Annotated in this window: 12 protein-coding genes; 4 read left to right on the top strand and 8 right to left on the bottom strand. The window is 72.3% G+C overall.

Annotation, left to right across the window (positions count from 1 at the left end; translation table 11 throughout):
* Positions 1 to 46: 46 nt before the first annotated feature.
* Both ACZ43N_RS08330 and ACZ43N_RS08325 read right to left on the bottom strand, forming a co-directional pair.
* On the bottom strand, positions 47 to 817 hold the full coding sequence (locus ACZ43N_RS08330) for a methyltransferase (RefSeq protein ID WP_468095923.1): 771 nt from the start codon (positions 815 to 817) through the stop codon (positions 47 to 49).
* A 135-nt stretch (positions 818 to 952) separates the two neighbouring features.
* Positions 953 to 1,492 (bottom strand): SAV_6107 family HEPN domain-containing protein, encoded by a 540-nt coding sequence (locus ACZ43N_RS08325; RefSeq protein WP_468095921.1) that lies wholly within the window; start codon positions 1,490 to 1,492, stop codon positions 953 to 955.
* A gap of 167 nt (positions 1,493 to 1,659) precedes the next feature.
* Here ACZ43N_RS08325 and ACZ43N_RS08320 point away from each other — a divergent pair, with 167 nt between their 5' ends.
* From ACZ43N_RS08320 to ACZ43N_RS08305, 4 genes are all read left to right on the top strand, one after another.
* A complete protein-coding gene (locus ACZ43N_RS08320; protein WP_468095919.1) occupies positions 1,660 to 2,553 on the top strand; it encodes an ATP-binding cassette domain-containing protein in 894 nt (297 codons plus the stop codon).
* Positions 2,525 to 4,609 (top strand): YhgE/Pip family protein, encoded by a 2,085-nt coding sequence (locus ACZ43N_RS08315; protein ID WP_468095917.1) that lies wholly within the window; start codon positions 2,525 to 2,527, stop codon positions 4,607 to 4,609. The genes ACZ43N_RS08320 and ACZ43N_RS08315 overlap by 29 nt, the downstream gene beginning before the upstream one ends.
* A gap of 35 nt (positions 4,610 to 4,644) precedes the next feature.
* Entirely contained in the window at positions 4,645 to 5,277 is a 633-nt protein-coding gene (locus ACZ43N_RS08310; RefSeq protein ID WP_468095916.1) for a TetR/AcrR family transcriptional regulator, read from the top strand.
* 566 nt (positions 5,278 to 5,843) lie between these two features.
* Complete coding sequence (locus tag ACZ43N_RS08305; RefSeq protein ID WP_468095915.1) at positions 5,844 to 7,349, top strand: phytoene desaturase family protein; 1,506 nt, start codon at positions 5,844 to 5,846, stop codon at positions 7,347 to 7,349.
* A gap of 10 nt (positions 7,350 to 7,359) precedes the next feature.
* Here the strand turns inward: ACZ43N_RS08305 and ACZ43N_RS08300 are convergent, their stop codons facing one another.
* The 6 genes from ACZ43N_RS08300 to ACZ43N_RS08275 form a co-directional block, all read right to left on the bottom strand.
* On the bottom strand, positions 7,360 to 8,271 hold the full coding sequence (locus tag ACZ43N_RS08300) for an SCO2102 family sporulation regulator (protein WP_468095914.1): 912 nt from the start codon (positions 8,269 to 8,271) through the stop codon (positions 7,360 to 7,362).
* Between the two features lie 56 nt (positions 8,272 to 8,327).
* A complete protein-coding gene (gene metF, locus ACZ43N_RS08295; protein ID WP_468095912.1) occupies positions 8,328 to 9,251 on the bottom strand; it encodes a methylenetetrahydrofolate reductase [NAD(P)H] in 924 nt (307 codons plus the stop codon).
* A gap of 119 nt (positions 9,252 to 9,370) precedes the next feature.
* Positions 9,371 to 10,033 (bottom strand): thiamine phosphate synthase, encoded by a 663-nt coding sequence (gene thiE / locus ACZ43N_RS08290; RefSeq protein WP_468095911.1) that lies wholly within the window; start codon positions 10,031 to 10,033, stop codon positions 9,371 to 9,373.
* Between the two features lie 149 nt (positions 10,034 to 10,182).
* On the bottom strand, positions 10,183 to 10,548 hold the full coding sequence (locus ACZ43N_RS08285) for an Rv2175c family DNA-binding protein (RefSeq protein ID WP_159766865.1): 366 nt from the start codon (positions 10,546 to 10,548) through the stop codon (positions 10,183 to 10,185).
* A gap of 94 nt (positions 10,549 to 10,642) precedes the next feature.
* The gene (locus tag ACZ43N_RS08280) at positions 10,643 to 11,872 is read right to left on the bottom strand and encodes an NAD(P)/FAD-dependent oxidoreductase (RefSeq protein WP_468095910.1); all 1,230 of its coding nucleotides are present in this window, start codon (positions 11,870 to 11,872) and stop codon (positions 10,643 to 10,645) included.
* Between the two features lie 32 nt (positions 11,873 to 11,904).
* Positions 11,905 to 12,288, bottom strand: coding sequence for an avidin-fold protein (locus ACZ43N_RS08275; RefSeq protein WP_468095908.1), 384 nt, complete (start codon positions 12,286 to 12,288; stop codon positions 11,905 to 11,907).
* Positions 12,289 to 12,321: the final 33 nt, after the last annotated feature.

The raw sequence follows: 12,321 nt of genomic DNA, 5'->3' as shown, positions 1-12,321 counted from the left end.
CATCCGCCGCCGCGCACCTGATCAGCGGGCTCGTCACCGGAGACGCTCAGGCATCGGCGGCGCCCCGGGTCTCTCCGAGCACATGCAGTTGCGTGGCCACGGAGTGGAACGCGGGCAGTTCCGCGGCGGCGGCCTCCAGCTGGAGGAGTGCGTCCAGGGCACCCGGCTCGGTGTCGACGAGGACCCCGGGGACGAGGTCGGCGAAGACCCGGACGCCGTGTACGGCGGCCACCGCGAGGCCCGCGTTCTCGACGAGCGCGGTGAGCTGCTCGGCGGTGAAACGGCGGGGTACGGGATCACCCTCGCCCCAGCGTCCGTTCGGGTCGTCGAGTGCCTGCCTGGCCTCTTTGAAGTGGCCGGCGAGGGCCCGGGCGAGCACCGCGCCGCCGAGTCCGGCGGCGAGCAGGCTGAGGACGCCGTCGGGGCGCAGCGCGGCGACCGCGTTGCCGATGCCCTCGGCGGGGTCGTCCACGTACTCCAGGACGCCGTGGCACAGCACGGCGTCGTAGCCGCCGCGCTCGGCGACGTCGAAGAGGCCGTGCGCGTCGCCCTGGACCCCCTGCACCCGGTCGGCGACACCGGCCTCGGCGGCCCTGCGCTCCAGCGCGAACAGCGCGTTGGGGCTGGGGTCGACGACGGTGACTCGGTGACCGAGGCGGGCCACGGGCACCGCGAACATGCCGCTGCCGCCCCCGGTGTCGAGCACGTCGAGCGACTCGCGCCCCGTGGCCTTCACGCGGCGCTCGAGGGCGTCCTGAAGAACGTCCCAGACCACGGCGGTACGGAGGGAGGCGCGGGGGCGCGACGGGTCCGACACGGCAGTTGACTCCTCGGCGCGGCACCGCCTGGTGTGCGGCGGAGCGGTGGAATTGCGGGCTCCGCCGGCGGCCGGACGGCCGTGACGGAGGTTACGGGTGTCCCCAACCCTAATGGGCGGCGCCGGGACGGGTGGTCAGCCCGCGTCCGGGACCCCGCCGCCACCGTCCTGCCGGGGCTGCGGCAGGACCGGCTGGAGCACCAGCATCCGCTCGACGAGGCGGAGGAACATCGCCACGTCGCGTATCAGGTCGTCGGCGTCGCGGGCGCTCGCCGCGCCCCGTATGCCCGCCTCGGCCCGTGCCCGGCGGGCGGCACCGGAGGCGAACAGCGCGCTCCACTCGGTCAGTTCGGGCGCGATCTCCGGGAGCACTTCCCAGGCGCTGCGGATCTTCGCCCGGCGCTTCGGGGTGGGCTCGGGGCGGCCCCGGGCGGCGAGCACGGCGGCGGCGGTGCGCAGGGCGGCCAGATGGGCCGCCGCGTACCGCTCGTTGGGGGCGTGGAGGGCGGATGCCTCGTCGAGGCCGGCGCGGGCCTGGGCGAGGAGGTCGAGGGCGGCGGGCGGGGCCGTCGTCCGGCGCAGCACGGGGTGCACGTCGCTCGCCGGGCCGGTCAGTGAGGGGGCAGGGCCGGTGGCGCGGCGCCGGTTGGCGGCTGCTGCGTGGTAGGTGGCCATGACGAACCTCCTGTCGTCTATGTGACGGCACGCCCTGACACGGGGTGCCGTATGGGCCCATCGTGAGGTATGCCACTGACAATCCGTTCTGACCTGGGCTTTTGCCTCGATCGAAGGTTCGAGGTATTTTTGCACTGACCAGTCAGTTCAAAAACACGCGAGGGGACATGGACGAGCCGCCTACGACAGCCGCCGCACCCACCGACGAGGCGGGCGGCGTCGCCGTCGGCGCCGAGGACCTGGGGATCAAGGGCCCGCGCGGATGGGTGTTCCGAGGGGTGGGGTTCCACGCCGAGCCCGGATCATTGGTCGCCGTCGAAGGCCCCTCGGGGTCGGGCAGAACCTGTCTGCTGCTCGCCCTCACCGGGCGCATGAAACCGAGCGAGGGGCACGCCACGGTGGGCGCCCTGCGGCTGCCGAAGCAGATGGCCGCCGTACGCCGGGTCAGTGCCCTCGCCCATGTCCCCGGTGTCACCGACCTGGACCCGGCGCTCACCGTCGGCGAGCACCTCCGGGAACGCGCGCTGCTGCAGCGGCGGTTCGACGGCTCCCTGCGCGGACTGCTCCGGCCCCGCAGCGAGCGTACGGCCGAGGCCGAGCGACGGATCGACACCGCGCTGACCGCCGCCGGACTCGGCCTCGCGTCGCTGCCCAAGGGTGACCGGACCGCCGTGCGTGACCTGGACCGGGTGGAGGCCCTGCGGCTCTCGCTCGCCCTGGCCCTCATCGGCCGGCCCCGCCTGCTCGGCGTCGACGACACCGACCTGAAGCTCTCCGAGGCCGAACGGACCGAGATATGGGCCCTGTTGCGGTCCCTCACCGAGTCCGGGACCACGGTCGTGGCGGTGTGCAGCGAGGCCCCGGAGGGGGCGCTCGTCGTGTCCACGGCGAAGAAGAGCGAGACCGGGGCCGGTACCGAGGCGGGCACCCAAGCCGCGACCGACACCGACCCCGAGGCCGACACCGAGGCCGGGGCCGAGACCGACACCGACACCGACACCGACCGCAGCGACGACGACAAGGAGAAGGGCGATGCGCGCACCGAAACTCGCCTCGCTTGAGCTCAGGCGGTTCGGGCGGGGGAAACTCCCGCGCGCCGCGCTGGCCTCGCTCATGCTGCTGCCGCTGCTGTACGGCGCCCTGTACCTGTGGTCCTTCTGGGACCCGTACGGCCGTCTGGACCGCATCCCGGTGGCGCTGGTGAACGACGACAAGGGGGCGTCGGCCGGCAAGCAGGAGATCAGGGCGGGCGACGACATCGCCGAAGGACTGCGGGACAGCGACACCTTCGAGTGGCACCAGGTGAGCGCCGAGGAGGCCCGCGAGGGTGTCGAGGACGGCACCTACTACCTGTCGCTGACCATGCCCTCGGACTTCAGCGAGCGGATCGCGTCCAGCTCGGGAGACACCCCGGAGACGGGCGCCCTCCAGGTGCGGACGAACGACGCGAACAACTACATCGTCGGGCAGATCTCCCGGACGGTGTTCTCCGAGGTGCGGACGGCGGCGTCGACCAAGACGTCCCGGTCGTTCCTGGACCGGATCTTCATCTCGTTCTCCGACATCCATGAGAAGACCGAGAAGGCCGCGGACGGCGCAGACGACCTCAAGGGCGGTATCGACAAGGCGGAGAAGGGCTCCAAGGACCTCGCCGACGGGCTGAAGGCCGCCAAGGAGGGCAGCGGCAAGCTGTCCGGCGGGCTCACCGACCTGGACCAGGGTGCGGGCGATCTCCAGGACGGCGCCCAGCAGGTCGCGAACGGTACCCAGAGCCTCGCCGACAAGGTCAACGGCGCCGCCGACAAGGTCCGGCCCTTCCTCGACGAGAACGGCGACACGATCGCCGACACCGCCACCCTGGTCGCCGACTCGTCGGCGACGATCCGCAACCACCTCGCGGCCTTCGTCACCACGGCCCCCGCCGCCGAGACCGGCACGCGGAAGGCCTCGAACACCCTCGACGACGTCTACAAGCGGCGCTGCGAGGACCCGGTGCTGCCCGACGCGGCCTGCGCGGACCTGAAGAAGGCGAAGGAAGCCGCGGCGGAGGCGGCACGGCTCGCCGAGGACGTCAACAGCGTGGTGAAGAACTACGACGGCGACCTGAAGGCCTTCAAGAAGGACCTGAGGACTCTGGAGCGGCAGGCCCGCGCCCTGGCCAAGGCCGCGCCGACCCTGTCCGAGGATCTCGACAACGCCGTCACCAAGGTGAACGCGCTCAACAAGGGTGCCACGAAGGTCGCCAAGGGCGCCAAGACGCTGCACACCGGTCTCGGCACCGCCAAGACCGGTGCCGAGAACCTCGACACGGGCGTCGGCGACCTGAAGACGGGCGCGAACGACCTCAAGGGCGGCATGTACAAGCTGGCCGACGGCTCCGGCAAGCTCGCGGGCGGACTGCACGACGGGGCCGACCGGATCCCGGACTACGACGAGAAGGACCGCGACCGGCGCACCGAGGTGATGGCCGACCCGGTCCGCCTGGCCAGCAAGGACCTCCACAAGGCGCCCAACTACGGCACCGGGTTCGCCCCGTACTTCATCCCGCTGTCCCTGTGGGTGGGCGCGATGGTGGCATACATGCTGATCCCGCCGCTCAACCGGCGTGCTCTCGCGGCGGGTTCCCCGGCCTGGCGGATCGCCGTGGCGGGCTGGCTCCCGGTGGCCGCCCTCGGCGTGCTCCAGACGCTCGCGCTCATGGCGGTGCTCCACTGGGCGGTGGGGCTGCAGATGACCCGGGCGGCCGGGACGGTGGGCTTCCTGTTCCTGGTGACGGCGTGCTTCGCGGCGATCGTGCAGTGGCTCAACGCGCGCTTCGGAGCCGCGGGCCGGATCCTCGTCCTCGCCTTCCTGATGCTCCAGTTGACGTCCGCGGGCGGTACCTATCCCGTGCAGACCAGCCCGGACTTCTTCAACGCGGTCCACCCGTTCCTGCCGATGAGCCACGTCGTGGACGCCCTGCGGCGGTTGATCACGGGCGGCGGTCTGGGCCCGGTCTGGCAGGCGTGCGCCGTGCTGGTGGCCTTCACCGCGGGCGCGCTCGCCCTGACCGCCGTGTCGGCCCGCCGCAAGCAGGTGTGGACCCTCGACCGACTGCACCCGGAGTTGACTCTGTGACCGCGCACCGCACGGTTCCTGTGACAATCAGGGCCATGGAAAGCAGCAAAGCCCCCGGCGGCGCAGGCGGGGGCCGCCGCGAGGCGACCCGGCAGAAACTCTACGAGGCGGCCGTCACCCTCATCGCGGAGCAGGGGTTCTCCGCCACCACGGTCGACGAGATCGCCGAGCGCGCCGGCGTGGCCAAGGGCACCGTCTACTACAACTTCGCCAGCAAGTCGGTCCTCTTCGAGGAGTTGCTGCGGCACGGCGTGGGCCTCCTCACCGCATCGCTGCGGGAGGCGGCCGACCGCACCGCCAAGGACGGCGGCAGCCGGGTCGACGCCCTGGACGCGATGATCCGGGCCGGGCTCGTCTTCATCGACCGCTACCCGTCGTTCACGCAGTTGTACGTGGCCGAGCTGTGGCGCACCAACCGGGCGTGGCAGTCCACGCTCATGGTCGTCCGGCAGGAGGCGGTCGCGGTCGTGGAGAAGGTGCTCCGCGAGGGCGTCGAGGCGGACGAGCTGAGCGACGAGATCGACATCGGTCTCACGGCGTCGGCCCTCGTCGGCATGGTCCTGGTGGCCGCCCTGGACTGGAAGGCCTTCCAGCCGGATCGCTCCCTGGACGATGTGCACTCGGCGCTGTCGCGGCTGCTCCAGGGCAGGGTCAGCGGCAACCGGTAGGCGTACCCGGGCGCGCCCCGCCGCGTGCCGGGCGCCCCTCTCGCGGGCGGGCGCCCGCGCACGAACGAGAGCGCCGGTTCGGACTGGCCGCTCCCCCGCGGGCCACCTCGAACCGGCGCTTCCCCGTTCCCCCCTTCACCCCCCACCCCCGCAGTCCCCCGTGCCTCGCTCCCGCCGACCCGTCGATGCCTTCGACCCCGTCGACGGAAGGAGCGGTCGGGGTGCGAGACCCGTTCCGCCGCCCCGTGCCGGCGGTTCCGGAGCCCCGCCCCTTCCCGTGCCTCCACTCTCCCCTTCGCACCGAGGGGAGCCCATCCGCGCACCTACTCATCTCCCCCACTGGGTACGCGTACTCAGTCCCGCGCACGCACGCCCAGCCCCCTCGGTGCCTCCATGGTCACGAGAACGTCCGCGCCCCTACTCATCTCCCCCACTGGGTACGCGTACTCAGTCCCGCGCACGCACGCCCAGCCCCCTCGGTGCCTCCATGGTCACGAGAACGTCCGCGCACCTACTCGCCAGGACCTCCGCGCCGGGCCCCGAACACGCCCGCTAAGGTCGCAGACATGGCAAGAATCGCGGTGATCGGCGCCGGTCTCGGCGCCATGGCGGCCGCCGCCCGGCTGGCCGTCGCGGGCCACCGGGTGGTGGTGTACGAGCGCACGACGACCTACGGCGGTGCGGTGGGCCGGTACGAGCGCGACGGCTTCGCGTTCGACACGGGCCCGGCGCTGCTGCCGCTGCCCGCCGTCTACCGCGATCTGTTCCTGAAGACCGGCAAGGAGCCGCTGGAGAAGTGCGTCGACCTGGTCCAGGTGGATCCGGCCGCGCGGCACGTCTTCGCGGACGGCACGGACCTGCGGCTGCCGAACGCCTCGCGCGCGGGCGTGGTCGCCGCCCTGAACACGGCACTCGGTTCGGGGGCGGGCGACCGCTGGGGCGACTTCCTGGTCCGGGCCCGCGAGGCGTGGGACCGCACCCGACGGCCCCTCCTGGAGGAGCCGCTGTGGCCCGACTGGCATGTCCTCGCCGAGCGCGAGCCCTATCCTGCGGTGCCCCACAAGCGGCTGCTGCGCACCCGCCGCGCCGGCACCCTCGCCGAGATCGGCGCATGGGAGCTGCGCGACCCCCGGCTGACGGCCCTGCTGGAGAGCCACGCCCTGGCGTACGGACTGGACCCCCGCACCACCCCGGCGAGCGCGTCGGTCCTGCCCTACATGGAGCACGCCTTCGGCACCTGGTACGTCCGGGGCGGCATCCGGGAGCTGGCGCGGGCGGTCCACGAGCGGTGCCTTGCCCGGAGGGTCGAGTTCGTCTTCGGCACCGAGATCACCGGGATCGTGGAGAAGGACGGCCGGGCGGCCGGGGTCGAGGCGGCGGACGGGTCGGTGGCCGAGGCGGACTTCGTGGTCGCCGGCGTCGCGCCCGAGGTCCTCGGCCGGGTGGTGCGGCAGTCGGCTGTCCGGAGCGACGGCGAGGTGCCGGCCCAGCAGGTGCGGACGAGCCGGCTGACCGTGCTGCTCGCGCTGCGGGGTGGCCGGCCGGAGGGCACGGCGCACCGGACGGTGGTGCACGCGGAGGACCGCGAGAGCGAGCTGGAGTCGGTGTTCGGCGCCTCGTCGGGGATGGTCGCGCGGCCCACGGTGACGGTGCTGCGCCCGGACGATCCGGCGTTGGTGCCGGACTCCGAGCACGAGGCGATCGTGATCAGCTCGGTGGTGCCGGCCCGCGGCCGGGTGGAGCCGGAGGTCTTCGAGCGGCAGGGGCGGGAAGTGATCACCGCGGCGGAGCGTGCCGTTCCCGGCCTGCGGGACCGGCTCCTCTGGCACGAGGTGCGCACTCCGGCGGACCTCGAGCGGACGACCGGTGCGGCAGGCGGCGCGATCCCGGCCCCGGCGCTGGCCGCGGGCGACGGCCGGCTTCTGCACCCGTCCAACACCACAGCGCTGCCGAACCTGTTCACGGTCGGCGGCTGGTCACACCCCGGCGGCGGCCTCCCGCACGCCGGTATGTCCGGCTCCCTGGTGGCCGGGCTGATCGTGGAGGGGCCCGGCTTCCGCGGCTCGCAGTGAGAGCCGGCCGTCAGAAACGGTACTGCTCGTCGTACCCGTTGCCCTGGTACGGGTACGCCTGGTCCGTCGGGAGTTCGGAGCCGAACGGGTCGTCGGTGTTGCGCTGTTGAGGGACCCAGACACCGCCGGGCGGGGTCTCGCCGACGTAGGCGCCGTTGCCGTACTGGTCCTGCCCGTAGCCCTGCTGCCCGTACCCCTGCTGGCCGTAGGACGGATCGTAGGAGGCGGTGGCGTCGTAGGTCTGGGTGCCGATGTACGGGTCGGAGTAGGCGGCGTACTGCTGCTGGGACTGGTCGTAGCCGTAGCCCTGCTGGTCGTAGCCGTAGTAGGCGAAGGCCTCGTCCTGGGTCTGGTCAGCGGTCGCGGAGGACTGGCCCGAGGCGGCCGCGTAGGCGTTGTCCTCGCGGTAGACGCCGTATGTGCTGGTGTCGTCGGGCATGGGCTCCGGGGAGTACACGGGGGTCGCCCCGGCCGCGGAGGGGGTGGACTTCGGGCGGACGAAGACGTCGTCGTCCTGGTCGAAGGGGTCGTCGTCCTGCTGGTACGTTCCGCCGGCCGTGGGCTGCAGGTCGGAGACCTCCAGGGTGGGATCCTGACGCTCCGGCTCACCGCCCCGGCGCCGCTTCTTGCCGGGCTTGTCCGCTGCGGGCTCCGCACCCTCACCGGAGCGGGGGCGGACGGCCCAACCCGCCTCGAAACCACGGCGGAAGGACAGGGTCACATACGTCTGCCCGACCGCGAAGGCGATGGCGCCGACCCCGATGACGATCACGTTGGGCATCAGGACGCCGAGGACGACGCAGAGGAATCCCACGAAGGCCAGCAGCCGCCAGCGCAGCCGCGCCTTGTACTGCAGCAGCACCTCGCCCAGCAGCCACAACGCGACGACGCCGAACGCGATGTAGAGGACCGTCCAGCCCATGTACGCCCCTCTCCCTGTGGCCGCTACGCAGTGTGTCGTACGCGAGTGCGACCGGTCTAGGCCCTCGGTGGGTGGTGCAGGCCCAGGTTCTCGTAGATTTCCAGAGTCGCGGTGGAGTTGTTCAGGGTGATGAAGTGAAGTCCGGGGACTCCCTCGTCCAGCAGCCTCGCGCAGAACTCCGTGGCGAACTCGATGCCAATGGAGCGTACAGCGGCCGGATCGTCTTTGGCTGTGACGATCCGCTCTTTCAGGGCGTTCGGGATGGCCGCGTTGCTGAGTTGGGGAAGCCTTTCCAACATCTTGACACTGGTGACCGGCATGACCTCCGGGATGACGGGGGTCTCGCAGCCGGCCCTCGCGACCGCGTCCCTCAGACGCAGGTACGAGTCCGGGCGGAAGAACATCTGGGTGATCGCGTAGTCGGCGCCGGCCCGGCACTTGTCCACGAAGTGGGCCACGTCGGCGTCCCAGTCGGCGGACCGCGGGTGCATCTCCGGGAAGGCGGCGACACCCACGCAGAAGTCACCCGACTCCTTGATGAGGTGGACGAGTTCGGCGGCGTACGTCAGGCCCTGCGGATGCGGGACCCACTCGCCCATGGGGTCGCCGGGCGGGTCGCCGCGGACGGCGAGCATGTTGCGGATACCGGCGTCCGCGTACTGGCCGATGATGTTGCGCAGTTCGGCGATGGAGTGGTTGACGGCGGTGAGGTGGGCGACCGGGGTGAGCGTGGTGTCGGCGGCGATCTGTTCGGTCGCCCTGACCGTGCCGGCGCGTGTGGAACCGCCCGCTCCGTAGGTCACGGAGACGAAACTGGGGGCCACCGCCTCGACCCTGCGCAGGGCGTTCCACAGGTTCCGCTCGCCCTTCTCGGTCTTGGGAGCCCAGAACTCGAACGAGTACGTGGAATTGCCCGTGGCGAGCATGTCACGCACGGTCCGGGCGCGATCAGTCCTGGTGGAGGCGGTTCCTAGGGCCATAGACGCAGGTTAGTCAGGTCGGGGCCGTCCCCCAACCAGAGAACCCCGTTTTGTCTGCTTTGTCGGCCCGGGTGTCCCACGCCTTGGACACGCCGCTGTCATACCGGCGTCATGCCGCGTCAGAGGGCGCGCAGACGCTCGGCGAACGCCGCCGCCGCGGCGGCGGGATCGTCGGCCTCGGTGATCGCGCGGACGACGACGACCCGGCGGGCGCCCGCTTCGACGACCTCGTCGAGGTTGTCGAGGTCGATGCCCCCGATAGCGAACCAGGGCCGGTCGGTGCCCAGCGCGGCGGTGTACCGCACGAGGTCGAGGCCCGGGGCGTGCCGGCCGGGCTTGGTGGGGGTGGGCCAGCAGGGGCCCGTGCAGAAGTAGTCCACGCCCTCCTGGACGGCGGCCGCCGCGGCCTCCTGCTCGGAGTGCGTGGAGCGGCCGATGAGGACGCCGTCGCCGAGGATCGCGCGGGCGGCGGGCACCGGGAGGTCGCCCTGGCCCAGGTGCAGGACGTCCGCGCCGCCCGTGTGCGCGGCCCGCGAGGCGTGCGCCACGTCGGCCCGGTCGTTCACGGCGAGCAGCTTGCCGTGCCGGCGGCACTTCTCGGCGAACAGCTCCAGGTGCTCCAGCTCCTGTGCCGCCTCCATGCCCTTGGCGCGCAGCTGGACGATGTCCACGCCGCTGCCGAGGACCGCGTCCAGGAACTCCGGGAGGTCGCCCTGGCGCCGGCGGGCGTCCACGCAGAGGTAGAGCCGGGCGTCGGCGAGCTGGGCGGCGGCGTCGGTCATGCGAGGGTCCCCCGTCGGCGGTGCTGTGTCGGTGCGGCGTACGACGGCGGGACCGCTCGGGCCCGTGGCTGCCGTACGCCGCACGGTGCTGTTCAGGTGGTGCGGTGTTGCGGATCTTGCCGGTGGTGCGGCTTCTCAGCCTGTGGTGATCACACGGCGAGCGCCTGCGCTCGGCGCTTCACCTCCGTGCCGCGATTCTCGCTGAGGGCCTGGGCCGGCGTGCCGGGCAGGCTCGGGTCGGGAGTGAAGAGCCACTCCAGCATCTCTTCGTCGGTGAAGCCGTCGTCCTTCAGCAGCGTCAGGGTGCCGGAGAGGCCCTTGACGACCCGGTCTCCGTCGATGAAGGCGGCGGGGACGTGCAGCGCGCGGTTCTCACCACGGCGTACGGCGATGAGCTGGCCCTCCTTGACCAGCTGCCGCACACGGGTCACCTCGACGCCGAGCATCTCGGCGATGTCGGGGAGGGTCAGCCACGCGGGGACGAGAGCATCGATCTTTGCGTCAATCTCGGTCACGTCACCAAGACTGCCATCTGGGACCGACAGTGGGTAGCCGAGCGGGGCCCTCCGGGGGCGGACGCCGTGGCGGAGGCGGGGCGGGGCGGCCGTGCTACGCCGTCGCCGCCTTCAAGGGCCGCGCCGGGTCCCCCAGCAGGCCGGGGTTCATCGGGGTCCCCGACTCGATGAGACGGCGGCCCTGGGCCAGGTCCCTGGGCCGGCCGACGGCGAGCAGGGCCACCAGGCGGTCCTCGCGCAGCCAGCACACCGTCCAGGCGGCGCCTGTGGGGTCGCCGCGCCAGACCATGGTGTCGGCGGCGGGGTGGTGCCCCGCGTACTGGACGAAACGGCCGAACTGCTCCGACCAGAAGTACGGGACGGGGTCGTAGGGCTCCGGCGTCTCGCCGAGGATGTTCGCGGCGACCGTGCGGGGGCCCTGGAGGGCGTTGTCCCAGTGGTGGACCAGTAGGCGTTCGCCGTACCGGCGCGAGGGGAAGGAGGCGACGTCGCCCACCGCGTAGACGTCCGGCGCGGAGGTGCGCAGATGGTCGTCGGCGATGGCCTCTCCGTGCGCGCCCAGCGCGATGCCGGAGTCCCTCAGCCAGGCCGTCGCCGGGCGGGCTCCGATGCCGACGACCACGGCTCCGGCCGAGATGCGGGAGCCGTCGTCCAGCACCACCGTTCCGGGTTCGACGCGCTCCACGCGCGCATGGGTCCGCAGCACGGTGCCGCTGTCGGCGTACCAGGCGGTCATCGGCGCGGCCACCTCGGCGGGCAGCGCCCCGGCGAGCGGCCGGTCGGCGGCCTCCACCACGGTGACGGCGCAGCCGGCCTCGCGGGCGGCGGTCGCGAACTCGGCGCCGATCCAGCCGGCGCCCACGACGACGATGTCGTGCTGCTCGGCCAGCACGGGCCGCAGCCGCTCGGCGTCGTCCAGGGTGCGCAGCAGATGCACCCCGGGCACCCCGTGCGCACCCGGCAGCCGGATCGGTTCGGCTCCGGTGGCCAGGACCAGGATGTCGTACGGAACAGGTCCGGTGGCGGTGTCCAGCTCGTGCTCGGCGGGGCGGACGCCCAGGACCTCCCGGCCCAGCCGGAGTTCGATGCCGAGCGCCTCGAAGTCGACGTCGAAGGCGGAGCCCTCGGCCTTGCCGAGCAGCACGGCCTTGGACAGGGGCGGCCGGTCGTACGGCTGGTGGGGCTCGGCGCCGATCAGCGTCACCTCGCCGGAGAATCCCTGTTCGCGCAGGGCGACCGCGGTCTGCACCCCGGCCATGCCCGCGCCCACGACGACGACCCGGCGCGCCGTCGTCCCTCCCGCTGCCCGTGTCTGCTCGCTCACCTGATCACCATAGACAACTGACGATCCGTCAGTCAGCAGTCGTGATGTGCCGTGACCTGCTCCACAGCGCCGTCCGCCGACTCGATCTGCTCCACCGTGCTCGTCCCGCTGCCGGGCCGCGACTCCCACTCCCAGGTCTCCTCCAGCCGCACTCGCCCGTCGGGCAGCTCGACCAGCAGGGACACGCAGTGCCCGGACGCCGTCGTCCCGTCGGTCCTCAGCTGGACGTACCGGAAGTCCAGCCGGTCACCCTCACGGGTACCCACGAGATGGCCGCGTACGACGTCGCCGCCCGCGTACTCGGCCCAGATCTCACCGTCCTTCTCGTGGTACGCGAACCGGGTGCGGGTGCCTACCTGACCTGGGGCCTGGTCCGCAACGGGGGCGAGGACGAGTCCGTCGAGCGAGCGGGCCATGGGCGGAGGCTCCCTTACTGAGCGATACGGCAC

This window comes from Streptomyces sp. NPDC030814, from assembly GCF_055572155.1.
This window is presented reverse-complemented; position numbering and strand designations above follow the sequence as displayed.